A 26,878-nucleotide genomic window follows, 5' to 3' on the forward strand; every position below is an offset into this window, starting at 1 on the left:
TTGGCTGTATTAAAATAAAAAGCCCCAAAGCTACGAATAGCTTTGGGGCTTTTACATTTGAGCTTATATGACTAGCTGTCGCTGTCTACATCATCAGATGCGAGCTTTTCAGCCTGCGTCGGCTTCTTATGCTCCGTCTTAGGCTTACGACTGCGCGCCTTTGGTACTTTTGGCGTAGTTAGATTAAACATACCAGTCTGTGGTAGTAATTGCTCAGCCACATTTTCGATCATGTTTTTATAGCTGGCTATAGTCGTCTTAGACTTAGCTGCCTGACTGTCTTCTTTGCTAGCTTCTTTAGTAGATTCTTCTACTGCCGAGTCAGTCGTCTGCTCAGTCTCTGCAGCTATGTTTTCTGCAGCATCTTCTACCTCATTGACAGTTTGCTCTGTAGAGGTTTCGACTTCTGCATCCTTAGCTTCTGACTGAGCACGCTCGACTTCTAGCAATTGCTCACTATCAACACTGATATCATCAGTTTGAGCTTGATTGGCGAGGGCAGTTGCTTCAACGTCATGCGCATTGAATTCGCTATCGGCTTGCTCAGTGATAGCTGGTTCCGCGTCACTTACTTGTTCAGCAGGTACGCTCAATACAGCAGATTCCTGATAATCAGGGTGTTGTCCGCGTGGATCGTTGCTAGCACGCTTAGTGATAGCACGTGGCTCAACGTCTGTCTTACCTTGTGCTGCTGCGAATTGACTAACGGCTTGAGTCATCGCTTCAAAGCGTGCAAGGTAGTCGGTAGCCAATGGTTGATAGCCATAGTTGCTAAAGTCAAAGCTCTTGCTAGCAGCATCAGAGCTATTATCAGTACTCTGAGATTGCTCATTATGCAACGCAATAGTCGCAATAAAGCAGTTGATAATGCCTTCTTCTGCTAAGCGCGTTTGAGCCTCTGGTAGCGTGGCACGAATAAACTCACCAACCGTACCACGTATTGCTGGCACATTAGTGGCAGCTGGCTTGTCCGCTTGAGCGGCTTGCTGAGCGAGTACTACACGAGGATCGTTACTCGCTTGACCAAATTTCTCAGCAGTCACGTAACGTGCGCCAAATAGTGCTTCATGGGTTAGCTCAAGTGCTGAGTTACTTACATTACTTGTGCTTGCACTATTACTATCAGCCTGAGTATTTTGAGCTTCATCACTCTTACTCATATTTTCAGCAGTCCTGGTTTCCTGCTGTTTTGGAGTCTGAGTTTCTTTAGTTTCTTCTACGTCAGTAGTTACCGACGTTGGAGCTTCCGCTTTACTTTCGGTGTTACTCGTAGAGGTCGATTGAGCTTCTACAACTACAGGTGCTTTTTTCTCTTCAGCAGCCTGCTCATGCTTAGGTACATCGTTTTGTACCTTAGCTTGTTCGGTAGATGCACGCTTATCATCATTTACCTGATTAGCATTTGCTTCCACCGTACTTTTTTCGCTATCGCTTTTCTTAACAGCATTCGAAGCACTGATGTTTTGCTTATCAGTGTTCTGCTCATTGCTACTGTGCTTATCAGTAGGTTTTTGAGCAGCTGTTTCGTTTGAACGCTCATCTTTTGCTACGTTATTTGTCGCGCTTCGCTGCTCACTAGGCTGAGTTTTTGCCTGTGTGGATTTGCTATCATCTAAAGATAGATGCACCACTTCAGGCGCTTTTAGCTCAGTTGGCGCTTCATTGACCTGTAGCACGACCTCGTTAGGGTCTTGATTGCGACGTGCACTATGTTGATTTTTGCTATTGGCAGCATCGTGGTTTCTAGCGTTCTGCTGCTTGCTGTGCTTAACGCTGTCAGCCGTTAGTGTTTCACCGCGCTCTAGCTTACCGCGTGAGCCGCGTTGGCTATGCGATTTACGCTTAGTACGAGTTTGCTCATCTGCTTTAGAGCTGTTTTCGTTATCAGCATCACTGCGCTCGCTTGCGTTACGATTGCTGTTCTGTTGATTGCTATCTTGGCGGTTATTACGATTGCGATCGTTCGTGCGTCTGTTATCGTTCTGACGCTTGTCTTGCTGTCTTTGGTCTTGAGTATCAGACGATTTGTCATCAGCATTGTTTGAGCCAGAACTTTCTGAACTACTGTTTACGTTGCCAGTATTCTCGTCAGTTGTCTCTTTTCTTTGACGCGGTTTAGAAGATCTAGACTTACGCGGCTTACGTCTTCTTCTGTCTTCATTGCTGCTGTCGTCAGCATCGCTGTCATTACGACGCGCCTGTTGACGGTTAGTGTTATTATCTGACTGTTGGCTGTCATTTTTCTGACTGTTACTTTGCTGAGTTGGCTGCTCACTAGTTGCAGCTGCACTATTCAATGCATTGCTATCAACTTGACCAAACGAGCCTAAGCTTTGCGCGCCCGTGTTTACTAGCGCTTCGATTGCTTCAGCGGCATCTCGGCTACTAACACTAGGTGTCGTAGTGGCTTGCGGTGCTTGAGCAAATAGGTTTGATAACCACGCAACGGCTTTTGGTTGAGCAGTAGCTTCGACACTCTGTGTCTGCGGCGCTACTGGAGCGGCAACACTAGCAGTTTTATTAGCTTGCGGTGCATGTGCAGGCGACACATCGTTGGTGTTTTTATGATTACGACGATCATTGCTATGATTTACCGTATCGTTCTGTGCTTGCGTGGCTGCATTCTGCTGTGTGTTTGAGCGGCTCTGCTTATCATCTGCAGTTTTACGAGGCTGGCGAGTAGGCTGCTGTTCAGGGCGCTCTTTTTCAGCAGTCTGCCAGTCAACGTTGTAGCCAAGGTCACTATGCTCTTGTTGCTGAGTATCAGTGATACGCTCATAGCTCGATGGTGCAAAGCCATCACGGTTGAAATGGAGCTTAAAGTTTGGTGATTCTAAATGCGCGTGTGGCAAAATAGTGATACGCGTGCCACTGTCTTGCTCAAGATAAACCAAGCTGTCGCGCTTTTCATTTAATAAGAATGCAGCGATGTCTGTCGGGACCTCTGCTTGTACTTCACCTTGACGTTCTTTTAGAGCGATTTGCTCAATTTGACGCATGATAGATAGTGACAATGAGCGCAAGTCACGAATCATACCGTTGCCGTGACAACGTGGGCAGATATAGCCAGTTGACTCTTCTAAGGAAGGACGTAGACGCTGACGGCTCATTTCCATTAGACCAAATTTAGAGATATCGCCGAACTGAACGCGTGCACGGTCATATTTGGTCGCATCAATCAGACGTTTTTCTACTTCTTTTTGGTGCTTATTGTCATTCATGTCAATGAAATCAATAACGATCAAACCACCCATATCACGCAAACGAAGCTGACGAGCAATCTCATCGGCTGCTTCTAAGTTGGTATGGTAAGCGGTCTCAGCAACGTCTGAACCTTTGGTTGACTTAGCTGAGTTAATATCGATAGAGACCAGTGCTTCTGTTTGGTCAATAACGATTGAACCACCTGATGGCAGACGAACTTCGCGCTGATAAGCGGTTTCGATTTGCTTTTCGATATTAAAGCGCGAAAACATCGGCTCATAATCAGTATATTTGCGTAGCTTTTCAGCTTGTTTTGGCATTACCGCATCAATAAACCCAGCCGCTTCAATGTAAGCGTTTTCGTTATCAATCCAAATCTCAGCGATATCATCACGCAGATAATCACGAACAGCACGTGTGACAACGCCCGCTTCTTGGTGAACTAAGCGCGGTGAAGGATATTTTTGGTTTTGTTCTTGAATGGCTTGCCAAATGTTGAGCAAGTGATTTAAATCGTGCTGTAAATCTTCTTGAGTTTTACCAATACCAGCAGTACGAATGATGACACTCATGCCTTTTGGTAAATCAAGATTGCTTAGCATGCGTTTCATGTCTTCGCGCAGTTTGCCCGAGATTTGACGTGAGATACCACCACCGCGAGGGTTGTTTGGCATCAATACCAGATAACGACCGGCTAATGAGACATACGTTGATAGGGCAGCGCCTTTATTGCCGCGCTCTTCTTTTTCGACTTGGACGATTAGCTCGTCGCCTTCTTTGATCAGTTTTTTGATGTTTTCGTCACGTGGGTTGCCGCTTAGGTATTCAGCAGAGATTTCACGAATTGGCAAAAAACCTTGACGCTGAGAACCATATTCGACAAATACTGCTTCGAGCGATGGCTCGACACGGGTCACATGACCTTTGTAAATGTTAGATTTTTTTTGCTCGCGAGTACGGTTTTCTAGGTCGAAATCGTACAGGTGGTTGCCTTTACATAAGGCGACACGAATCTCTTCGTTTTGCGTGGCGTTGATCAAAATGCGTTTCATATTTGTATCCTATGAGTACGCATGACAACGATAAGACAGTCTTTAGGACATAGTGGCAAGTGTGGCTAATATTGTGATTAGCGTGTGTAGATGTTCATTAACGGTAGAACGTAAATCGTGGGTTTATAAAGCACAAGGGCTTTTTCAATGGCTTCTTTTTTACCTGAAATAATGGCGGCGCTCACGTTAATATCAGTAATATAGGGTGTAAGGCTACGGTACTTATATTTTATCATCAGTAAACTTGGTACATATATGATTGGGTCAGCGAGTCAAAGCGCTCTTATTCTCAGTACGTTCTATTGGTAGTGATTTCAGCGCACGTTGTAAGCGTGGGCGAGGGTCAGTTACATCTCTAAAAAATACTGATATTAAAAAGGCATGGTGCTGTTGCCATTCATCCATCAAAGTCTAACAATAATATCGCGGTCATGATTACTACTATATAGTGGTGTCATTCAGCGGTTGTTTATTCAGGTGAAGCAATTGGTTACTCTTTGTTTATCGTTCTTTGTATAACGTCAATAATATCTTGGGTGTCTCAAGGTTAGGTGTCGCAGCTTTTGTTATCAGCGGGGCGTACTTGGCAAACAGAGTAATGGACCAGCTTGTCAGCGTGGTATCGTATTTACATTGCTATCGTCATCTGTTTGACCACCAATACTTAGGCAGCTATCGATATACTTTTCGATCCTAACGCTAAACTACCCATACTTGCTCAACTATGCTGGCATAAAGAACCATCAGATAAATAGTCATTAAATAATGATTGATTATCGAGTACGGTCGTTGTCATGCAATTAGTGAGTCAGTGTTGTGTTGTAATCGGTTAATAAGCTGATTTATTATCAGCGTTATTGACGCGATGGTATTGAGTGTCACTATTTATTTTATGGTACCGAATAACATTCAGTACAGTATTTTTAATTTGTAGGGCTATATTTGGTAAGTAATACCTCTAAATAAAAATGCGCCCTAAAATCAGATGAAACGTGTCAGGTCAGCAGGATAAATAGTGTCTACCTCTTTACTGGCAAGTAGTAGAAAACTAACAGGCAATAAAATGGTGGTCAACTATTTGTAACAACAATGATTATTGCTGTCGCCTCTGCTTAATTGTCGCTCAACATGCTAAACTATAGCAAATCTTTGTGTAAATACCTAACTAAAAATGACAAACTCAAAAATGACTGACGACGCTACTACCCATGAAGCCCCTGCTATTTTTAATAGCAAAACACGCCCACAAAGCGCTGACGATGAGATTAGCAACTTCGGCAAGGTGAACTACCTTGAAGTAACGCGCCATCAACACGACCAGCGCTTGGATAATTTTTTGTTAAACCGTTTAAAAGGTTTGCCAAAATCACATATCTATAAAATGATTCGCTCAGATGAGATACGCGTCAATAATAAGCGCTGTAAAGCACACGATAGAGTGCAGCGTGAAGATGTGGTACGTATTGCCCCTGTAGAGTTAGCAACGCGCGAAAAACCAATTATTAGTACCGAATTTGCCAAAAGCTTACTGGCGCGCGTGGTCTATGAAGATGACGGTTTGCTAGTGCTGAATAAGCCTTCTGGTATCGCTGTGCATGGCGGTAGCGGCTTGGACTTTGGGGTTATCGAAGCCATGCGTGAAGTGACAGGTAAAAAATACTTAGAGCTGATCCATCGCATCGACAAAGACACATCAGGGCTACTGATGATTTCCAAAAAACGCTCAACGCTCAAAGTATTGCAGCAGCATTTGGTAGATAAGACCATTCAAAAGCACTATCTATGTCTTGCCAAAGGTCAACCTGCGCTTAATGAGCAGCGTATCAATGCGCCATTGCTACGTTACACGCTTGCAAGTGGTGAGCGCCGAGTGAAAGTAGATAGCCAAGACCCACAAGCGAAAGAAAGCCAGACTGATATTATTATTCATGATCGCTTTATGATTAATAGTCAGCCAGTCAGCTTAATTGAAGCCAAGCCATTGACGGGTCGCACTCATCAAATCCGTGTGCATTTAGCGCATATCGGTCATGCCATCTTGGGTGATGACAAATACAACGTCCATGATAAATCAGGCGTCCATCGTCTGTGTTTACATGCATGGCGCTTAGACATTCCAGGCTACAAGACCATTACTGCGCCATTGCCAGACGATATGGCAGATTGGCTACCAGAAACAACGAAATTGCCTGAATAGTTTTTTAAATAAACTCTTAAGCCAAACTATTTTTGTACTTTCCTAAACGTCACGATATCTTATTTTTACGAATAAGCCACCGTGACGTTTTAGTATCTGCTATTTATTACTTTTATTTATCAAGGTAAACCCATGACCAAACCAGCTACAATTTCAGAAAGCATCATAAATACTCAACCATCAGCAGAACATCGGTTGTCTGATAAGAAGTTGATTATTTTTGATTGGGACGGCACCCTAATGGATTCAATCGGCCTGATTGTTGATTCTATGCATGTGGCTGGGGAAACACACGGGTTTGAGACGACTGATAAAGCCGTAAAAAATATTATTGGTCTGAGCTTAATGAATGGCATTAAGATTTTATATCCGCAGGCAAACGATACGCAGTTGCGTGAGATTCAGCAAACCTATGCAGAATACTATGTTGCTAATAGTCACAGTACGCCGCTCTTTGAACCAATAGAGGGTATGTTGCAAGTTTTGCAACAGCAAAGCAAAACGCTCGCCGTAGCAACGGGTAAAAAAAGAAAAGGGCTAGATCGTGTATTAGATGCCTCAGATAGCCATGATTACTTTGCGATTACGCGTTGTGCTGATGAGTCAGGCTCAAAACCTGATCCGCAGATGTTGACCGATATCTTGGATTATACGCAGCAGCAGGTTTCTGATGCTGTGTTTATCGGCGACAGTATCTATGACATTCAAATGGCAACAGCATTGGGTATGACCAGTATAGCGGTGAACTATGGTACGGCAACGAGTGCAGAGCTTGCGGAGCAAAATCCAACCTACCAAGTTGATACTCCACAAGCGCTAGTGGATTTGCTATGCGGGTAGAGCTACTTTTATAATTCTTATTATTTTAATATCACACCGATAATAGTAATGAGTGAATAAACAGACAATAAAAAGGGTTTATCGTAATAGCGATAAACCCTTTTTATTAAAGACAACGATATTTATTTGTTTTCTTTATCAACGCTCTCTTTTTCACCGCTTTCTTTTTCAATAGCGTCTTCTAACTCAGCGCCTTCTAGCAACGCAAAAGAAGATTCGATAATTTTATCTGCATCAAGCTGATACTCATACCAGTTGCCCATTATTCCAGCCAACTCATCGAGACCTTCTTTTCTGAGAGCCGAAAACAACTGAATGGTACAGTTTAAGCCCAGTTTTTTCAGGCGTTTACGAGTCTCAAGGAGGGCGTTTTTAGAAGCACCGTACTTCAGTTTATCTGCTTTGGTCAGCAGAATATGTACTGGTAGCTCACCATCGTTTGCCCAGTGTAACATTTGCTCATCAAAAAACTTAAGCGGATGACGAATATCTGTCATCAATACCAGACCTGCAAGGCTTGAGCGTGACACCAAGTATTCTTCTAGTTCAACCTGCCATTCTTTTTTCATCTCTAGCGGAACAGCTGCGTAGCCGTAACCAGGCAAATCAACCAAACGTCTGTCAGTATCACCGATACTAAAAAAGTTAATCATCTGCGTGCGTCCAGGTGTCTTAGACGAGCGAGCCAATTGACGCTGATTGGTTAAGGCGTTGATGGCTGATGATTTGCCAGCGTTTGAGCGACCTGCAAAAGCGACTTCCAATCCCATATCAGGCGGACAGAGACGAAAGGTAGGTGCTGACATCATAAACTCAGTTTGCTGAATTTTTTGACGAGATTTGGTATTGAACAAGGCATGTTCAGCGGCGACATCGTTAAACGGGGTACTCATAAATGGCTCATTAATCTTAAAAAATTGGATGCGATTATAAAATTTTAGTCACCTGATGATTCAGGTCATCGGTGCGGTCAAGTAATTGGTCAAGAAATAGGTAAATCAAGGTAAAAGGCTGTTCTTTATCAATACAGTTATGTGCAAATCATAAAAGTAGCTATTTAATATTACTGGCTATTCTATACTATTCCGTGTCTTACTTATTGAAATAACTGCGATTAGCATCATATAAATAGTAGGATAACATTAAAGTTGGCCTGTCATTAAGACAAGTTCTCAGCTTTAAAAAAGCCATATCCAAATTACCTATGTTTATATGACATATATTGTTACAATGTTTAACGAGAGACGTTTAATAGAACGATTGATGAGACACGTGAAATATCACGAGGAGGTGCTCTATGTTTTCAATCAGTAAACTTCTTAGCACGAGTTATCGCGCTATAACGGCTAGCAGTGCTGCAATATTATTAAGTGGCATTATGATTAGCAGCGCAGGTGCGGCGGATATCGCCACTACCTATAATAACTCATGTGCAGCCTGTCACGATAGTGGGGCGCTAAATGCCATTAAAAAAGGTGATAGTGCCAAATGGCAACAGCTGATTAAACAAAAAAGTATGCCGACGCTTATCAAGTCCGTCAAAGGTGGTATGCCACAGATGCCAGCAGGTGGTCTTTGCGACAAATGTAGTGATGACGATTATCGTAAACTTATCGAATATATGAGCAAATAATCGACTTATAAATATAATTTAAATATATAAAATAAAGCGCTGGTTTAACAACCTATCTGCGCTTTTTGTTTTTGCGTCATATTGTATATTGTGTTGTCAGAAAACTGATGGATACTATGATTAAGTAGGCAAATGATACAAAGTCTTGCTATAATAATCGAAAATAAACCCTGATGTTAGTAAGTACTTTCAGACTGCTTGTGTCCAAGACCTCAAAATATACGCCATTCTCATGATTAAAGAGGCGGCTATATCAGGTATCTTATCAGTGCAATCACTCTAAATAATGCTTACGCCGAGCTAGTAGGATTTGTATCAATGAAAAAGTTAATCGCTGCTGCCAGCTTATGCGTTGCAAGTTTCAGCGTACAAGCTGCTATTATTGTTCCTGAATATGACGTCAATGCAGGTCAAAAAGTTGCAGAAACCGTTTGTGCCGCTTGTCATGGTCTTAATGGCGTCAGCATTGTTCCTGCACAGCCAAACCTTGGCGGCCAAAACGTAAAGTACCTATATAAACAGCTAGTCAACTTTAAAGCAGGCTATCGCAAAAACGGTATCATGCAGTCACAAGTTGCTAATCTGTCTCAGCAAGACCTAGCCAACGTAGCAGGTTATTACGCCAGTCAAGCGCCTTGGGGCGTTGGCTACGGCAATCCTGCAACCAACCAAGAAGCGACTAAGCTATTCTTGGGTGGCGACAAGTCGCGCGGCGTCATTGGTTGTGCCGGCTGTCATGGTCCAGACGCTGCAGGTAACACTTGGGCTGCATTTCCAAAGCTAGGCGGACAGCACGCTCAGTATATTGCTACTCAGCTAAAACTATTCCGTGCCGCTGGACGTGTTGATGATATCGATAGTGATGATCAAAAACGAGTTAATGATGCAGCCAAAGAAGGCGAGATGGGTATGATGCAAACGGTTGCATCTAAACTATCAGATCGTGACATTCGTATCCTGTCAGACTATGTAAGTGCTATTCACTAATTGATTCGCACTGATTCAATATCTGATACACGTTTTGCTTTGCATAGAAGGCTATTGAGTAAAGCCACTGAGTATTGAATCGCATATTGATTATATCTGAATGACTAAACCCCGATTTCGGGGTTTTTTTATAACTGTTTGTCCCTTATATTAAGACAATATTTAGATGAATTCATTTACAGAGGCCAGTCTTTGCTCTGTATAATTATAAATTATCGTTATTCACTTTATACCAATTTCCAAAATACGATTGGCTTTTTCAAACATGTTCAGTCTACTATGCGTGGTACTTGCACTTGTTTTGTTTGCTAATCCAGTTTTTGTGAATGGTATTAGATCGTTTGGATTGAAATTATGATGATCCGTTATGCTTCTTATTTTATCGCGGCGCTACTACCGTTATTGCTATTTCGTTGGTTTGCACCTGCGTCAATTGGTGAGATTGACTTTTGGTTACTATGGCTATTAGCCATGGTATTGGTTGCGCTGCCAGTTGTTTACGCTGAGATAGCATTGGCCTATCGCAGTGTCGAAGGCCCTCTAGCGGGTATGCAAAAGCTCACTCGTGAAGCAGATGTCAGTCCGATCTGGCGTAGCTTTGGTTGGTTAGCGGCGCTGGTTTCTATTGTGATTGCAGCATTAGTTATATCTGGTGCAAGTACGGGCATATTGTCTGCGTTAACTGAGCTAAATAGCATACCTGATGTACCTAGCTTCGCAGTTGCTGCAGGCCTGATGGTCATTGCGTTACTTTTAAGCTTGCTGGGTGTTGCGCCTCTACCTATTGGTTTGGGTTTGATGGTAATAGGGTTGCTGCTAGGGTTCGCAAACGGTGTGCCAAGTGCTGGTTTTGCTATGACTGATGTCAGTTTGACGGAATGGGCACGCGCAGTCGCGTTAGCGTTAGTGAGTGTCGGTGCAGGTACAGGACTATACTGGTTCGGTCAGAACTTGGTGAGTAAGCAAACAGTCACAGCGGTAGAAGCAAACAATCAGCAAGTAAAAAACAGAGCGGCTACTCGTGAGTACCGTGCAACCAAGCTAGTGTTACCGATTTGGGTGTTACAACTGCTGATAGGAGTAGTGGCTTTATTTACTAGTGGTATGTCGCTACCACCAATTGGACAGCTGTTATATTGGGGTGGGGTGTTATTTGTAGCCAGTTACTTGCTACATTACAGCACGCAACAGTTAACGCATAAATTTGGATTGTTAGTTAGTTTGATAATCACTTTTGCTGTAGCGTTATTATTAGTGGTTGCGATTCCGACAGCATGGTTAGTTGGCATCTTGGTCATTATTAGTAGCATTGCTGTACTATTATTATCAGTATTTGCGGGTTGGCAGATGAAGATTAGCCATCTACGCAAGTCGTTAAATTTTAGTAATGAAGCAGTTTATAACTTGTGGCGAGTGGCGATACGTTTAGTCGTACCATTAGCATTGCTGCTAGCATTGATAGGTTGGGTGATGCAGTGGTTGAGCTAACAGTCGAAGGTCGTGACAGCAGTGTGCCACAGTCTACGCAAGCCAATCTAATGACCGTATATCTGGCGTATGCTGAAGATGAGCAGCGCCAGCATTATCTAGCTTTGCAGGTTAGACAAGGTACTAGTTTGCGTGAAGCATTGGCGCAAGCAGGATGGCTTGAGAAATTTGTAGAACTGGCAAAGTGGTGTGAGCAAGTAATAGATATCACCACGCCAACTGCGAAACGTTGGCATGTAGGGATTTATGCACAGAAACAGCCATTAAGCTATTTGCTACAGCCTTTTGACCGTATCGAGGTATATCGCAGTTTAAGCGCTGATCCTATGTCTCAGCGCAAAAATAAATCTCGTAGCTAACCGTTAACTATCTAAGCTAATAGGTTTCGCTAACTATGATGCTGGCAGACTCTCAATACCTTCGATGCGCGTGACCAAACCATTATCATCAAAGTAAACAACTAAATGCTGGCTGGCGTTTTTGACATCTGCGATGCCTTTACGGCTACCTTCAGTGCCTGCTTTGTAGTCATAGATATAATCCCAGCGTTTAGGCTCAAGAGTATCTCGAATCGCAGGGCTGCCAAGAGTATAAAGAACTTGGTTTCGATTCATCCCCACTTTTAGCTTCTGGGCTTGGGTTTGAGTAATCGCTGTGCCTTGTGGCAAATCAATCTTATAAACACTCAATAATGAGCAGCCAGACATAGCAACAGTAGCGCTAAGCATACTGGTGATAACGATCTTACGTAATGCGCTTGTGTGGCTTAACGGACGGAAATTTAATGTCTTTATCATGGTAAGATGACTCATAAGAAATGAATTAGGTGTGGCCAGCGTTAGGTGGTACCAGTCTGACCGACAATCTTGGACAAATGATACGTCATTTACTTGCAATTGCCTACCACTTACGACATTATTTACCAAACACAATCTGAATAGTTAGATTAATTATATTTTAAATTCATAGGCTTGCATCTCGATATTTAGAAAATAATAAGAGAGATGTCTGCGTAAGTTTCATCAGTTTATTATTAATCATTTACTTTATATTAAATAAAAATAATCTTTGCTGATTATTTATCTCATATTTTCTATTTGTTAAGGCTGTCACAGTCAAAAGGGATATTATGGCTTCTTTTACCAATCAAGATTTACGTAGAGCAGGACTCAAGGTCACGTTACCTCGTATCAAAATTTTAGAGCTATTAGAAAGCGCAGAGCTGCATCACATGAGTGCAGAAGAAGTGTACAAGGCGCTTATTGAGCAAGGTGAAGACGTAGGTCTTGCCACTGTCTATCGTGTCCTAACACAGTTTGAACAAGCAGGTATTGTTGAGCGTCATAACTTCGAAAACAATCTATCTGTATTTGAGATTACCCAAGAAGAGCATCACGATCACCTAGTTTGTGATGTGTGTGGCAAGATTATAGAGTTTCATAATGAAGTCATTGAAGAAGAACAACTAAAAGTGGCAGAAAAACATGGCTTTAAATTGTCTGGGCACTCTCTCGTGCTATATGGCATTTGTGCGGATCAAGCCTGTAGAGATAGCGCGAAATAACTTTCTGCTATATCACTAGCAATGATTGTTTCTGCCAGTACTACGATATCGAACAATAAAAGAAACCCTCGTTATTTATAACGAGGGTTTTTATATATGTCTATTCTGTATGGGAAACTCAATAACTTAGCTCACATCTAACGATAAACTATCAGCACCTTCATCTAAATTAGCCTTGCCGTTTTTGCTACTTAGCTTAATTTTGAGGCGTAGATCGTTAGGGGAGTCGGCATGTAGAATCGCTTCTTTATACGTTATCTCTCCTTGTTCGTACAAATCAAAAAGTGCCTGATCAAAGGTTTGCATGCCACTGTCTCGTGAGCGTGTCATCACATCTTTAATTTCATGAACTTCCCCTTTACGGATATAGTCACTGATCAGCTGCGAATTTAGCAAGATTTCAATAGCAGCGCGTCTTCCTTTACCATCAGGTGTGGGGATAAGTTGCTGCGCGATAATAGCTTGCAGGTTCAACGACAAATCCATAAACAACTGGTTATGGCGACTGGTTTCAAAGAAGTGAATGATACGATCGATTGCTTGGTTAGCGTTGTTTGCGTGCAACGTTGCAAACACTAGATGGCCAGTTTCTGCGTACTGAATAGCATAGCTCATGACTTCACGGTTACGAATCTCACCGATTAAGATAACATCGGGTGCTTGGCGTAGCGTGTTTTTTAGGCCCGCTTCAAATGAATGGGTATCGATACCAACTTCACGTTGGGTGATAATACAGCCGCGATGTTTATGGACAAATTCGATAGGGTCTTCTATCGTAATAATATGACCATGAGAATTTTGATTGCGATGTCCTATCATTGCAGCAAGGGTAGTGGATTTACCCGTACCCGTTGCGCCAACTAATAGAATAATACCGCGTTTTTTCATGGACAGCTCTTTTAGCGCTGGCGGTAAACGTAATTCTTCGACCGTTGGAATGTTGTTTTCAATTTTCCGTAAAATCATTCCTGCCATATCACGCTGTATAAATGCACTGACTCGAAAACGTGCTTGCTGCGCCTCATCAGCAATAGCAAACTGACACTCATTGGTATCTTCAAACTCTTTTCGTTGGCTTGGCGTCATCACACCCTTGACCAACCTCATGGTTTGCTCAGCACTCAAGGGCGTTTTACCAACAGGCAGTATCTTTCCATTGACTTTCATGGAAGGCGCTACATCAGCAGTAATAAAAAGGTCAGAGCCATTTTTATTAATCATTAACTGCAATAGTTTATCAATGTCCATATCGTACCTGCACTAGATGTAAATCAATTAAGAAAATATTTAAAATCATGCTGTAAAGTTCGTAAGTAGAAGGCTATTAAATAATAGTGGATATCACCAATTATTCACTTCTAATGGTCTTTCTATATATACTATAGAAACGCTTCAGGCTGTTTTGCATAAGGACGCGCCACATCTTTGCTGATAGTACCTTTGCCTACCAAGTTCTTTAATGTTTGATCGAGCGTAATCATGCCTTCGCCCGCACCAGTTTGAATAGCAGAATACATCTGAGCAATTTTATTCTCACGTATCAAGTTACGGATAGCGGGGGTACCTAACATGATCTCATGGGCTGCCACACGTCCACCTGCTTGACGACGTAACAGGGTCTGTGAAATAACGGCTTGCAATGATTCTGACAGCATAGCGCGAATCATGTCTTTTTCAGCAGCAGGGAACACGTCGATGACACGGTCAATTGTCTTAGCGGCTGAGCTAGTATGTAAGGTACCGAATACTAAGTGACCAGTTTCTGCTGCCGTCAATGCTAAGCGAATGGTCTCAAGGTCACGTAGCTCACCGACCAAGATAACATCAGGATCCTCACGTAGAGCAGAGCGTAATGCTGGTTCGAAACCCAAAGTATCACGATGAACTTCACGTTGGTTAATCAAGCTTTTCTTTGATTCATGAACAAACTCAATCGGATCTTCGATGGTTAGAATATGCTCCTTACGGCTTTCGTTAATATAATCAATCATCGCCGCAAGCGTTGTCGATTTACCTGAACCTGTTGGGCCCGTTACCAGTACCACACCACGCTTAAAGTCAGAAACGCGTCTAAAGACATCGCCCATACCTAAGTCTTCCATCGTTAATACTTTAGAAGGAATGGTACGAAATACTGCGCCTGCACCGCGGTTTTGATTAAAAGCGTTGACACGAAAACGTGCTAGATTAGGAATTTCAAAAGAAAAATCCGTTTCAAAAAACTCTTCAAAGTCGGCACGTTGCTTATCATTCATGATGTCATAAATAAGCTGATGCACAACCTGATGGGTCATCTCTGGCATATTGATACGTGTCATTTCACCATCGACACGTATCATTGCCGGCATACCCGCTGAAATATGTAAATCTGATGCCTTATGTTTAACAGTAAAACGCAGCAAATCTTCGATACTTAGATTATTTTTTTCAGCCATAATTTGATATTCCTATCACTTAGTTCGGGTAAAACAGAACACTACAAAAACACGTGGTAAACTATCTATCAGCAATTTCAACTGAACAAGAAACGTTGAAGAGATAACCAATTTTTTTTACTATCGCTAGCACATTCAGTAGCATATGTTAAAGCATGTAACAATATCATAACAAGACTGTGAGTATTTAACCATCTACTAAGTTAATAAAACTCAAAATTAGTTTTAATAAAGATATTTTTATATAAATAATCTTTTATCAATCTTCATTAAACGATTCTGCATAAAATAGTCATAAATATCGAGTAATTATTTTTTGAAGAAGTTTTGGAAACCTAATAAGTATTAAAGGCCGAATATGAAAGAAAAAGATCAAAATATTGATGAAGTGACACTTATCGATAACTGGCAGCAAGTTCATAAGCAGATGAAGCAAGCGTGTGGTCATGCTGACAGAAAGGCTAATAATGTTATGTTGTTGGCTGTTTCAAAAACGAAACCTATTGACATGATTGCAACTTTAGCAAAGCAGGGACAGCGTGATTTTGGTGAAAACTATCTACAAGAGGCCATCGAAAAAATTACTGAACTTAAAGCTCAGCCTGTAGGCAAAAGTATCGTTTGGCATTATGTCGGTAGTATCCAACGTAATAAGACACGTGACATTGCAGAGCACTTTGATTGGGTGCAAACGGTTGAGCGCGATATTATCGCCAAACGCTTGAATGACCAACGACCAGCTGACCTGCCACCGTTGAATGTGTTGATCCAACTAAATATTGATAATGAAGACAGCAAGTCAGGATGTCTGCCAGCCCAATTGCCAGAGCTGATAACAGCGATTAAAGGCTACGAGCGTCTACAGTTACGTGGTCTGATGATTATTCCTGCCAAAGCAAATACGGATGCCTTTGCTCGAACTAAGCAGTTGTTTGAAGAGATTAAAGCTGACTATCCAGAGCTAGATAGCTGGGATACGCTTAGTATGGGCATGAGTGGTGATATGGCAGAAGCAATAGAAAATGGCACAACGATGGTACGTGTCGGAACCGCTATCTTTGGTCAGCGTGCTTAAAACGATATGAATAGGCTAATTAAGCATCCTTTAACTAGCCAGTAAATTAAATGACATCTTCTAATTTGGTTACTAGCATCTGCGTAATTTTAAGATTATCAGTCGCAATAATCTCAAATCGATAATTGGCATACTCAATCGTGTCGGTCTTTTTAGGAATTTTTCGGAGCATATACATCATAAATCCACTGATAGTTTCGTAATTTTGACTGCGTGGTAGGTCGACAATATCTAATGCGCGAATCACGTCTTCAATAGGGGTCATGCCATCGATTAGCCACGAGTTGTCAGTGCGCTGGACAATAGGTTGTTCTTCTAGCGTTACCAACTCACCCATCACAATGCTCATCACGTCTTTTAAGGTGATAACACCAACGACTAGGGCATATTCATTCACGATGACTGCAAAATCAGCGCCAGTAGATTTAAACATCTCTAATACCTCAAACAAAGACAACGTATCAGGCACGAAAAGTGCTGGTTTCAATAGAGTCTTGTTCGTCAGGCTAACTTCTTGTTGGTTCAAAACCAAAGCTAAAAAGCTACGAGATTCTACATAACCAATGATATGCTCTAAATCGTCATCATGGCAGACCAAGAACTTATTGTGTGGCTGTTCAATCATGATATTCACGACTTCTTCGGTACTTGTCTTGGTATCAAAATAAACGATATTTTCTCGAGGATTCATCACTGAGGTGACGGTACGCTCCTGCATATCAAAGATATTTTCAATCAAGTGATGCTCTTGCTTCTTTAGTACACCCGCTTCGGCACCAGCATCCATAACGGCATAAATATCTTCTGGTGTCATATCATCTTGACGTATGGTTGAGATGCCAAAAAGCTTAAACAGGATATTTGCAGCCCCATCGAACACCCATATAATGGGCTTTAGTATAAATATCAACAACATCATCGGGCGTACGAGCCGTACCGCTATCGTCTCAGCATTTGACATGGCCAAACGCCTAGGCATTAGGTCGGCAAGTAGCGAAAATAAACTCGTGATAAGTACAAACGATATGACCGATGCTATCGTTTCACTATTCAATAACTGCTCGAGATAAGGACTAATGGCTGACTCACCGACGGCACCAGCTGAAATAGCGACCGCATTTAGCACTATTTGTACGACGGTGATAAAACTACCAGGATGCTCCTGCATATTGAGGACATCAAGTGCGCGAACATCGCCTTCTTTTGCCATAATTTGAAGCTTGATTTTGCGGCCTGCAGCGATGGCAATCTCAGCAGCAGAGACAAAGGTACTTAAGGCAAGCAGTAAAAGAAGAAAAACACTAGCGGTTAGCAAACTCATGACGTACTCGAAAAAAAATAAAGATAATTGAGGCAAAATAGTTGGTGAAGCTGTGTGGAAAAGAATCGGGCTAGGTGTAAAAATTGTTGGTGGATAAAAACCAAAAAAGCTGGGCAAGCACCCAGCTAATAGTAAAAAATTCGATATCTTGTAAAACTGGCTAACTAGTACCTCTCAACTTATAGATAGTAGAAGTTGAGAGGTATGTAGTAATTAGCCTTTGATTGACCACTTATTAACCAATGGGTAACGGCGTTCACGTCCGAAAGCTTTGTGGCTAATCTTAGTACCGATAGGAGATTGCAAGCGTTTGTATTCGCTGTTGTCTACCATTTTGATAACTTTGGCGACCATCTCAGCATCAAAGCCTTTATCAATAATCTCTTGATAGCCCATATCTTCATCGATATATGACGTCAAGATACCATCTAACACATCGTAGTCCGGTAAGCTGTCTTGATCTTTTTGATCTGGACGTAATTCAGCTGATGGCGGACGAGTAATAACGCGCTCAGGAATCACAGGCGTATCTTCTAAACGGTTGCGATAGCTCGCCAATTTATATACTTGAGACTTGTATACGTCTTTTAATACGTCAAAGCCACCAGCCATGTCGCCATATAATGTTGAGTAACCAACTGCCAATTCTGACTTGTTACCAGTCGTGATAACTAAATGACCGAATTTATTAGACAAGGCCATTAAAATAACACCACGAGCGCGCGCTTGGATGTTTTCTTCAGTCGTATCTGCTGGTGACTTATTGAATAACGGCGCTAGCGTATGACGAATGCCTTCGACAGCATCAAAGATAGGACAGACGGTGTAAGAAACATTTAAGCGACGTGCCTGTGCTTGAGCATCTTCTAAACTGATTTGAGAGGTGTATTCGTATGGCATCATGACTGCATATACCTTGTCAGCGCCTAACGCATCAACAGCGATACAGAGTGTCAATGCTGAGTCAATACCACCTGACAACCCGACAATAATGCCAGAGAATCCTGAATGGTTAACATAGTCGCGTAGACCGACGACTAACGCTTGATACATTTCAGATTCACGGCTCAAAGTTAGAGGTGCTTTGGTCTGCTCGTTAAATTTAGCAGTTTTTACATCTAACGTGGCCAATAGTAATTGATTCATGAAGCGTGGTGCTTCATGAGCAATGCTACCGTCAGCTTGTACAGCCATAGAGCCACCATCAAACACTAGATCGTCTTGCCCGCCCACTGCATTGACATAGACGATAGGTAGCTTATTCTCACGGCTACGCTTGGCTAGCATGGTTTTGCGATTGTCTTGTTTTTCAATCTCAAAAGGTGAGGCATTTAAGCTTACGATTAAATCAGCACCTTGTTTTTTAAGCTCAGAGATAGGCCCTTTTTCCCACAAATCTTCACAGATAAGCAGACCGATAGTAATGCCTTTATAGTCAAATAAAACTTGATTGCGACCTTTATCAAAATAGCGACGCTCATCAAACACGCCATAATTTGGCAAAATTTGCTTATGGTAAAAGCCTTTTTGATGACCATTATGTAGGATGGCAGCAGAGTTAAAAGTACCGTGATGATCGACATGCGGATAGCCGACAATCATGACGATATCATCGATATCACTCAAAGTAGACAAAGCGCTTTTAACGCGACCTGACAAGCTTGGACGTAGCAATAAATCTTGTGGAGGGTAGCCCAAAAGAGCTAACTCTGGGAATACGATTACGTCAGCACCTTGTTCGCGTGCTTGTAATGCTAGGGTACGCATTTTTTCGACATTGGTTGCGATATCACCGACCAAAAAATGTGATTGAGCTAAGGCAAAAGTGACAGTATCTTGTGGTTTATTGGTCTTACTGGCTTCGTTTGAGGTGTTAGAGTTGGGGTTATCAGTGTCTTTTGACATTGTTATTGTTCCTATCGATATATTATTAAAATTTGGTGTGTCTGTATTGATTTCAAATAAAATCAAAGTAAATCCGAAATTAACTCAAAACTGCGCTCTGGCATATCAAGCTCAAATATTGAGCTGATATGCTGAGTCTAAATCTTATATAAGCCTTTATAAAAGACTTATGATTTTGCTCAAGTAACTCACTCTAAATGATAGCGACACCCTAAAATTAGAACTTATGATAGTCTAAAAGAAGACGATATAAGCGAGTGTTGAAATCTGGCTCAGAGGATTCGATGTCTGTATGACGATGTAAATAAATATGTGCAAATAAACTTAACTACACTGAAAAGCTTAAAATAATTGCTTTAGTATAACATCAATTGTCGCGACAAATAGAACGCACCAGTGGATTCCCTTATAAGATAACAGTTTAAAAGCTGAACATAAAAGTAGTTTTCGATACATCATTTTTACACACTAAATTCATGCATTATGCGCTAGTCATTATCGTCGTCATCTAGTAAGCTTGCATAGACAAAGTTGTAAGTAAAGATTACAACAACGCGTTATATAATTCACACGCTTTATTGCATAATAAAGTGTGCTAGCTGCATTTTTATTATTTTATCTACAATAATAAATGGCTATGAATTTGTAGTATAGAACTGGACATAGTCATACTATTTAATTGCCATATTGCTTAATAGTCATATGACTTCATAAGTCCGACGCAATGCTTTTTTGTACGACTCGCAACTCTCGCTAATGGATATGGCTTACAGACAGTGTCTAAGAGTTGATATTCATCACACATTTATAAACTCGCCAGCAAAATTATCTTTTGCTGTCCGCTTTTGGTTTATACGCTATGATTGAAAACTGGACAAAAGAATTTATTATTCAGCGCTTATTGGCAATTACGTTGCTAGTGGTGCTGTTCGTATTGTGTTTTCAAGTGGTGCAGTTTTTTATTGTACCAGCGCTGTGGGCAGCGATTTTGGCCTATGTGACTTTTCCTATTTATAATTTCTTCCATGAAAAGGTAAAGCTGAGCCCAGATTTTAGTGCTGCTATTATGACGGTGAGTATCTCACTGATAATAGGCGTACCACTGGTCATCGGTGTGTTTATCTTGCAGCAAGAAGCTTTGAGCTTGATCAGCAACTTGATTTATCGTATCAAGGTAGGTTACTTAGATGTGCCTGACTCTCTCAAAGATTTGCCTATCATCGGTCAGCAAGTAAAAGACGTACTATGGCGTATCAATAAAAACCCAGAAGGGACGCTAGAAGCTTTTCGCATTTGGGTTCAGTCGCATTTATATTATGGCAAAATAGCATTTGATGTGGTGTTCAGTAGTTTGGCCAAACTCGGTATGGCGTTAATGACGCTCTTCTTCTTTTACCGAGATGGCACCAGTCTGGTTCGGCAGATTCGTCAAGCGCTGCGCAATATTATCGGCAATCGCATCGACGGTTACATTGATTCTGTAGGTACAACTACGCGCGCTGTGGTGTACGGCATCGGGCTGACGGCATTGGCTCAGGCATTATTGGCTGGTATCGGCTATTACTTCGCTGGTGCGCCAAGTCCTATCTTATTAACCATTGTTACTTTTATTATTGCCTTAATTCCCTTTGGCACACCATTCGTTTGGGGCGGTGTATCGATTTGGCTATTGAGCCAAGGGCATACTGCAGAGGGTATTGGCTTGGCACTGTGGGGTGTACTGGTGATTAGCTGGGTGGATAATTTGATTCGTCCTATCGTCATTAGCGGCGCGACCAAAATTCCTTTTATCATTATTTTTATTGGTGTACTAGGTGGTCTGACAGCGTTTGGCTTTGTTGGTTTGTTTATTGGACCTGTCGTATTGGCTATCGGGCTTGCAGTATGGCGCGAGTGGATATCGCAGCATAAGAATGAGATATTTGCTCAGCAAGAGGTGATGCTTTCTGACTCTCGTGCGATAGATCCTGTGCACGAACCAGAATAACGAGTCACTAGCAAATACAATGTAAAAAATTATCGATAGAGACGATGAATAATGACAAGTAAAAATATGGCAGAATCGACGAATAATAAGATCGATAAGTTAAGCGCGATTAAAAATATCACTATTTTAGCGGACAGCAACATCGCCAGTCTGAATGATTTTTTTAATGATTCTACGCTTGGTCAGCTGACTGAGTATACGGTCGATATCATTACTGTCGCTGGTCGAGCTATTGATGCAGCGCTACTTGCCGATGTGCAGCCAGATGTATTGCTGATACGCTCGGTGACAAAAGTAGGTAAGACTTTACTGGCTAATAATGACAGTGTGCAGTTTGTCGGGTCTGCGACTATTGGGACCGACCATGTAGATCAAGATTATCTAGCATCTCGCAATATCACTTTCGCCAATGCGGCTGGTTGTAGTAAGCATTCTGTGGCTCAATATGTATTGACGGCTATCTTAACTTTGCGTCCGCAGTATTGGCAGCAATCGGCGTCATTAACCTTAGGTATTATTGGCCTTGGTAATATCGGTAGTACGCTTGCTCAATATGCCTATGATTTGGGTTGGCAGGTGCTAGGTTATGATCCCTTGTTACCAACCTCTAAAACTAACAATGCTAGCTTAGAGCAGGTACTTAGCCAAAGTGACGTGGTTAGTCTGCATGTACCTTTGACCAATGAAAAGAATGCGACGAATCCTAAAGGTAGTGACTACCCAACACGTCATCTGATTAATGCAGCTGCATTGGCAATGATGCCTGCCGATACGATATTGATTAATAGTGCACGTGGGCCTGTAATTGAGGAAAGTGCGCTTAAAGCAGATATTGAGCGTACTGGACGTCAAGTGGTGCTAGATGTGTTTGAGCATGAGCCAAAGATTGCAGTAAGCTTGCTATCCAAACTTGCTATTGCCACACCGCATATCGCTGGCTATACGCTAGAAGGTAAGCTACGTGGCACACAAATTATTTATAATGCCTTGTGTGAAAAATTATCGATACCTCCCACTCAATCTATGTCCAATCTGCTACCGCTAAATATGTTCTTATGGTCTGAACTAAAATCATATCCAGATAGACTGCCAAAGTTTTATGACATTATGCAGGATGATACCTCGTTGCGAAATAAAGCAGTGGATGGGCAAGTAAACGGTGCTGACTTTGACGGTTTGAGACGTGACTACCACTTGCGTCGTGAGTGGCAGTTTTAATTAAACAAGATACTGAGCAACCAATTATTCATCAGTCGCAGTAGAGCCCAATGACTCAAGCAAATAACATTTCTTCGCAGCTTATTACTTCTAAGCCTAGCTACGCGCCAACCATGACACTTGCGATGGCACAAAAGCGCGCGCAATTTATCAGCAATATTCGTCAGTTTTTTGTCAGTCGACAAGTGCTAGAAGTGCAGACACCGCTATTATCCCAAGCAGGCAATACAGACACTTTTTTACAGTCTGTAGCAGCTCATGTGACCTATCAAGACCGTCCACGCACTTATTATTTGCATACCTCGCCTGAGTTTGCGATGAAGCGTTTATTAGCCAGCTGGCAAGTACCTATTTATCAGATTTGTCCTGTTTTTCGTGATAACGAAATAGGCACGCGTCATAATATTGAATTTACGATGCTTGAATGGTATCAACCGAATTATAGTCTGGACGAGATGGCAACTGAGCTTAATGAGTTGTTAGAGGCACTTTATGGTCATTCAATTGTGATGAGTCATTATCGCTATGTCGATGCCTTTATGGACTTTGTGGGCATCCATCCGTTGACAGCGAGTTTAAGTGCATTGCAAGCCGTGGCAGAAGATATGGGTTTGAAAGGATTTGATTTTAATAATGCTGATGATAGCGAAGAAAACCGTCGTCAGAGCTGGTTAGATTTGTTATTCAGTCATGCCGTAGAGCCAAACCTAGGCCATGATTTGCCGACATTAATTATAGAGTATCCACCTGCGACCGCTGCATTAGCGAAGACAGCTAGGGATAAAGACGGTAATAAAATTGCAAAGCGTTTTGAGCTGTATATCAATGGCATTGAAATCGCCAATGCTTATGATGAGCTAGCAGATGGTCAAGCATTACGTGACCGTTTTGAACAAGACAATCAATTACGTGCGCGTCATAATCTACCTCAAATGCCAATCGATGAGCATCTATTAGCTGCCTCCAATGATTTGATGCCATGTAGCGGTATCGCAGTCGGTATGGATAGATTGCTAATGGTTGTAACAGGTGCAAGCAGCTTGGAAGAAGTCATTCTTTTTCCCAGTGGGCAAGCATAATTGAATGAGCTTTTTTTAGGATTAGTTGTAATCTAAATACATAATAAAAAGGTCGTTACTGATTTACCAATTAGATATTGGCGAATCGACAACGACCTTTTGTATTGGCTGCTTCTAAAATTTAGCAGATACAACCAATTCTGTTAATACTAAACTTATTTATACGGTAGCAACTGCTTCATTAATATCAATGTCACCATTGTGTAGATTGAATACCTTACCTATGGTGTTATCTGCGGTTAATACTGCTGCTAACGTTGTCGCTACATCTTCGATTGCATTTTCGCCAGAGCTGGTATCGTTAATAGTGATTTTGCCTGTACCAGCGCGTTCTTTTAATGCGCCTGGCTGTACGATAGTGTAATCTAGCGAGCTGTTATTCACTAACCAGTGATCGGCGTAGTGTTTAGAGATATAGTATTCTTTTAAATCTGCAATACCTGGGTTTTCATCCCATTTGTCAGTTTCTAATGAGAAGACCGAACTCAGCATAATGTACCGTTTGATACCTTTATCTTGTGCAGCCTGCATCGTTTTCACAGCACCGTGCAAATCAACTTCTAAGACGTTTTTACCACCAGATCCTGCTACAAAGTAAACGGCATCGATATCCTGATCCAGTTGTTTTTCAATAGAGTCTTTACTGGCTGTAATATCTAAATCTAGCTGGGTATAGTTGTCATTATCAAATAGTTTTTCTTTCTGACGAGTCGTGCCAATAACTTGATGGTCATCAGTCAATAACTGCTTAACCAAATCACCGCCCACTCGACCACTTGCACCAACGACTAAAATTTTCATAATCATTCCTATTTTTATTTAAATTCTATTGTTTGAATTATTCAGTAAGTTTATTTATCTTAAAAACCGAATATAGAGTAACAAAGATAGGTAGCACGCTTCGTTATAAAGCGTGCTGATTGAATAGTGTTTGGTTATAGAGTGTATACCGTTTGCAAGGAAGTAAACATTGGCTAGATAATGTTATTTAATAGAAGACAGGATGGGTAGGCGTCAGATAGAACGATAAAAAGCACTAACGAACCAAGCGATTGAGACCATCAGCAAAGGCTTTTTTATCTCGATCACCATAGGGCTTTTGCCCGCTCATTTCTTGTAACTCTAGGACGCCAGTACCGCGCATGGTGTCCATAAAGTCGCGCATATTGAGCTTTTGCTTGATGTTGTTCTTATCGTAGACCACGCCGCGCGTCGTCAATACCATACCACCTTTATCCAAAATGTCATTGGCCAAAGGAATGTCGCTAGTGATAGCCAAGTCACCAGCCTGTATCTGCTCGACGATATAATCATCAGCTTTGTCGAACCCTGATGGCACGACTGTCATGACAAGTAAGGGCGACTTGCGTAATTTGATCGGCTGATTGGCCACAAATATAGCCATGGTCTTGGTACGTTCAGCCGTTTTGATAATCAAATCTTTGGCAATCAATGGTACCGAGTCTGCGTCCACCCAAATCTGCATTATTTCTTGGCCTTCTCAGATTTTGCTGAAGGAGCAGACAGGCTATCTGCTTGGCTGTCTTTATTGTCTAGAACATCAGCTGTGGCATCATTTTGAACACTGTTCTGAGTACTGTTTTTAGCATTAATCTTAGCATCGACATCTGCTTTACTAGGCTGAGTATCCACGCTTGCATACTCTTTATCTAGGCCAACCTTGTTTGGCAAGATAGCAACCAATTTTGCCATAGCAGGCTCTAAATCAGTCACGTCATTAGGCATCAAGGTGATATGAGCAATCTTACGATCGTCACGCTCAGCCTTATGATAGCTATGGTAATGAGCGCCATCGATATTTAGTACCGCACTGATATCGGGATATTGACCCAGTACATTTACCATAATCGCAGGATGCACGTTATCTGTATCGCCTAACGGCAAGTTAACCACGGCACGGATATGATTTTCAAACTGGCTGGTAATAGCGCCTTCGATACTCCAGTGTCCAGAGTTATGTACCCGTGGTGCGATTTCATTCGCCAATATTGCGTTGTGACCGCGAGCATCTTTGGTGACGAATAATTCAAGCGCCATAACGCCGACATAATCCAAGTGGTTCATGACTTTAGTAATGGCGTCTGTTGCTTGTTGAAACAGATGACTCGTGCCAACAGCAGGCGCTTGAGTTTTGGCCAAAATACCGTTGTGATGATGATTTTCGACCAAATCGTAACAGCGTACCTGACCATTTTGCGCTCTTGCTGCAATAATAGAGACTTCACGACTAAAGTTAATAAAACCTTCAGCAATTAAAGGCGCAGGTGTTGGCGTGAGTGACCCTTTACCGCTGATGGCGTCTTTTAGATCTAGCCAAGCAGCCTTAATATCACTGTCTTTCTTGATAACGAACTGTCCTTTGCCATCGTAACCACCTCGGCTGGTTTTTAGAACGATAGGTAGACCCAATTCTTTACAAGCGTGCTTGAGCTCAGCTTCAGAATTGACTTCCATAAATGGCACGGTTGCAATATCAAGCGTGTTGAACATCTGCTTTTCTTTTAGACGATCTTGGGCAATATCAAGCGCAATCAGTGGTGGGAACATGCCTTGCTTGCTGCCAGATTTTGACAAGCTAACCAGTTGCTCAACCGTAGACGTTGGCGTGTTTTCAAACTCTAACGTAAAGACATCCGCTGCTGCGATAAAGTCTTCTAATTGATCGCTATGAAAGACACGACCGTATAAGCTGGCAGGGCATTCTGGATTGTCTTCTAAGAATACGCATTGGTAACCCAATGGCATAGCGGCTTCGGCAAGCATCATACCAAGTTGACCACCGCCTAAAATACCGATGGTACGAATGGTTTGGGTAACAGGATAAGCGTTTGCTGTAGTCATGGCAGGCTCTTTGAATAAAAGTGAATAAGGT

21 protein-coding genes are annotated in these 26,878 nt (G+C 41.9%); 11 read left to right on the forward strand and 10 right to left on the reverse strand.

Features of this window, described 5'->3' with window-relative positions:
• Nucleotides 1-71: 71 nt before the first annotated feature.
• Complete coding sequence (locus B2863_RS08935) at nt 72-4,256, reverse strand: Rne/Rng family ribonuclease (protein WP_296209467.1); 4,185 nt, start codon at nt 4,254-4,256, stop codon at nt 72-74.
• Between the two features lie 1,186 nt (nt 4,257-5,442).
• Between B2863_RS08935 and B2863_RS08940 the strand changes: the two genes are divergently transcribed.
• A complete protein-coding gene (locus B2863_RS08940) occupies nt 5,443-6,453 on the forward strand; it encodes an RluA family pseudouridine synthase (RefSeq protein ID WP_165598358.1) in 1,011 nt (336 codons plus the stop codon).
• Nucleotides 6,454-6,585: 132 nt separating this feature from the next.
• On the forward strand, nt 6,586-7,293 hold the full coding sequence (locus tag B2863_RS08945) for an HAD family hydrolase (RefSeq protein ID WP_296209472.1): 708 nt from the start codon (nt 6,586-6,588) through the stop codon (nt 7,291-7,293).
• A gap of 122 nt (nt 7,294-7,415) precedes the next feature.
• Here the strand turns inward: B2863_RS08945 and yihA are convergent, their stop codons facing one another.
• Nucleotides 7,416-8,186: a ribosome biogenesis GTP-binding protein YihA/YsxC gene (yihA, locus tag B2863_RS08950; RefSeq protein ID WP_102078084.1), complete on the reverse strand. Its 771-nt coding sequence runs from the start codon at nt 8,184-8,186 to the stop codon at nt 7,416-7,418.
• Between the two features lie 404 nt (nt 8,187-8,590).
• Here yihA and B2863_RS08955 point away from each other — a divergent pair, with 404 nt between their 5' ends.
• From B2863_RS08955 to B2863_RS08970, 4 genes are all read left to right on the forward strand, one after another.
• Nucleotides 8,591-8,926, forward strand: coding sequence for a c-type cytochrome (locus B2863_RS08955; RefSeq protein ID WP_296209474.1), 336 nt, complete (start codon nt 8,591-8,593; stop codon nt 8,924-8,926).
• A 318-nt stretch (nt 8,927-9,244) separates the two neighbouring features.
• Nucleotides 9,245-9,913, forward strand: a complete 669-nt coding sequence (locus tag B2863_RS08960; protein ID WP_101205531.1) for a c-type cytochrome — start codon at nt 9,245-9,247, stop codon at nt 9,911-9,913.
• Nucleotides 9,914-10,267: 354 nt separating this feature from the next.
• Nucleotides 10,268-11,401, forward strand: coding sequence for a hypothetical protein (locus B2863_RS08965; protein ID WP_296209477.1), 1,134 nt, complete (start codon nt 10,268-10,270; stop codon nt 11,399-11,401).
• Entirely contained in the window at nt 11,389-11,760 is a 372-nt protein-coding gene (locus B2863_RS08970; protein ID WP_296209480.1) for an RnfH family protein, read from the forward strand. The genes B2863_RS08965 and B2863_RS08970 overlap by 13 nt, the downstream gene beginning before the upstream one ends.
• 33 nt (nt 11,761-11,793) lie before the next feature.
• On the opposite strand, the gene B2863_RS08975 is transcribed toward B2863_RS08970, so the two are convergent.
• Complete coding sequence (locus B2863_RS08975) at nt 11,794-12,213, reverse strand: outer membrane protein assembly factor BamE (protein WP_296209483.1); 420 nt, start codon at nt 12,211-12,213, stop codon at nt 11,794-11,796.
• Between the two features lie 317 nt (nt 12,214-12,530).
• On the opposite strand from B2863_RS08975, the gene fur reads away from it, so the two are divergent.
• Nucleotides 12,531-12,965, forward strand: coding sequence for a ferric iron uptake transcriptional regulator (fur, locus tag B2863_RS08980; RefSeq protein WP_057758249.1), 435 nt, complete (start codon nt 12,531-12,533; stop codon nt 12,963-12,965).
• A gap of 126 nt (nt 12,966-13,091) precedes the next feature.
• On the opposite strand, the gene B2863_RS08985 is transcribed toward fur, so the two are convergent.
• Both B2863_RS08985 and B2863_RS08990 read right to left on the reverse strand, forming a co-directional pair.
• Nucleotides 13,092-14,213: a PilT/PilU family type 4a pilus ATPase gene (locus tag B2863_RS08985; protein WP_114701246.1), complete on the reverse strand. Its 1,122-nt coding sequence runs from the start codon at nt 14,211-14,213 to the stop codon at nt 13,092-13,094.
• Between the two features lie 131 nt (nt 14,214-14,344).
• Complete coding sequence (locus B2863_RS08990) at nt 14,345-15,400, reverse strand: type IV pilus twitching motility protein PilT (RefSeq protein WP_296209488.1); 1,056 nt, start codon at nt 15,398-15,400, stop codon at nt 14,345-14,347.
• 358 nt (nt 15,401-15,758) lie between these two features.
• Between B2863_RS08990 and B2863_RS08995 the strand changes: the two genes are divergently transcribed.
• The gene (locus B2863_RS08995) at nt 15,759-16,475 is read left to right on the forward strand and encodes a YggS family pyridoxal phosphate-dependent enzyme (protein ID WP_296209491.1); all 717 of its coding nucleotides are present in this window, start codon (nt 15,759-15,761) and stop codon (nt 16,473-16,475) included.
• A gap of 46 nt (nt 16,476-16,521) precedes the next feature.
• On the opposite strand, the gene B2863_RS09000 is transcribed toward B2863_RS08995, so the two are convergent.
• Together B2863_RS09000 and B2863_RS09005 are read right to left on the reverse strand one after the other, a co-directional pair.
• Nucleotides 16,522-17,796: a hemolysin family protein gene (locus B2863_RS09000; protein WP_179798172.1), complete on the reverse strand. Its 1,275-nt coding sequence runs from the start codon at nt 17,794-17,796 to the stop codon at nt 16,522-16,524.
• A 213-nt stretch (nt 17,797-18,009) separates the two neighbouring features.
• Complete coding sequence (locus tag B2863_RS09005; protein ID WP_201548552.1) at nt 18,010-19,701, reverse strand: NAD+ synthase; 1,692 nt, start codon at nt 19,699-19,701, stop codon at nt 18,010-18,012.
• Between the two features lie 859 nt (nt 19,702-20,560).
• Here B2863_RS09005 and B2863_RS09010 point away from each other — a divergent pair.
• The 3 genes from B2863_RS09010 (at nt 20,561) to epmA (ending at nt 23,985) form a co-directional block, all read left to right on the forward strand.
• Complete coding sequence (locus tag B2863_RS09010; protein WP_201548554.1) at nt 20,561-21,688, forward strand: AI-2E family transporter; 1,128 nt, start codon at nt 20,561-20,563, stop codon at nt 21,686-21,688.
• A 108-nt stretch (nt 21,689-21,796) separates the two neighbouring features.
• Nucleotides 21,797-22,906 carry a 4-phosphoerythronate dehydrogenase gene (locus tag B2863_RS09015; RefSeq protein ID WP_296209811.1) on the forward strand — a complete coding sequence of 370 codons (1,110 nt, stop codon included), beginning with the start codon at nt 21,797-21,799 and terminating at the stop codon, nt 22,904-22,906.
• A gap of 50 nt (nt 22,907-22,956) precedes the next feature.
• Nucleotides 22,957-23,985 carry an EF-P lysine aminoacylase EpmA gene (epmA, locus tag B2863_RS09020; protein ID WP_296209502.1) on the forward strand — a complete coding sequence of 343 codons (1,029 nt, stop codon included), beginning with the start codon at nt 22,957-22,959 and terminating at the stop codon, nt 23,983-23,985.
• A 159-nt stretch (nt 23,986-24,144) separates the two neighbouring features.
• Here the strand turns inward: epmA and B2863_RS09025 are convergent, their stop codons facing one another.
• From B2863_RS09025 to B2863_RS09035, 3 genes are all read right to left on the reverse strand, one after another.
• Nucleotides 24,145-24,786 carry an NAD(P)H-binding protein gene (locus B2863_RS09025; protein ID WP_296209504.1) on the reverse strand — a complete coding sequence of 214 codons (642 nt, stop codon included), beginning with the start codon at nt 24,784-24,786 and terminating at the stop codon, nt 24,145-24,147.
• A 235-nt stretch (nt 24,787-25,021) separates the two neighbouring features.
• Nucleotides 25,022-25,471 carry a YaiI/YqxD family protein gene (locus tag B2863_RS09030; protein ID WP_102093310.1) on the reverse strand — a complete coding sequence of 150 codons (450 nt, stop codon included), beginning with the start codon at nt 25,469-25,471 and terminating at the stop codon, nt 25,022-25,024.
• The gene (locus B2863_RS09035) at nt 25,471-26,847 is read right to left on the reverse strand and encodes a 5-(carboxyamino)imidazole ribonucleotide synthase (protein ID WP_296209510.1); all 1,377 of its coding nucleotides are present in this window, start codon (nt 26,845-26,847) and stop codon (nt 25,471-25,473) included. The genes B2863_RS09030 and B2863_RS09035 overlap by 1 nt, the downstream gene beginning before the upstream one ends.
• Nucleotides 26,848-26,878 lie beyond the last annotated feature (31 nt).

The organism is Psychrobacter sp. UBA3480, from assembly GCF_002377945.1.
Taxonomy (GTDB): Bacteria; Pseudomonadota; Gammaproteobacteria; order Pseudomonadales; family Moraxellaceae; genus Psychrobacter.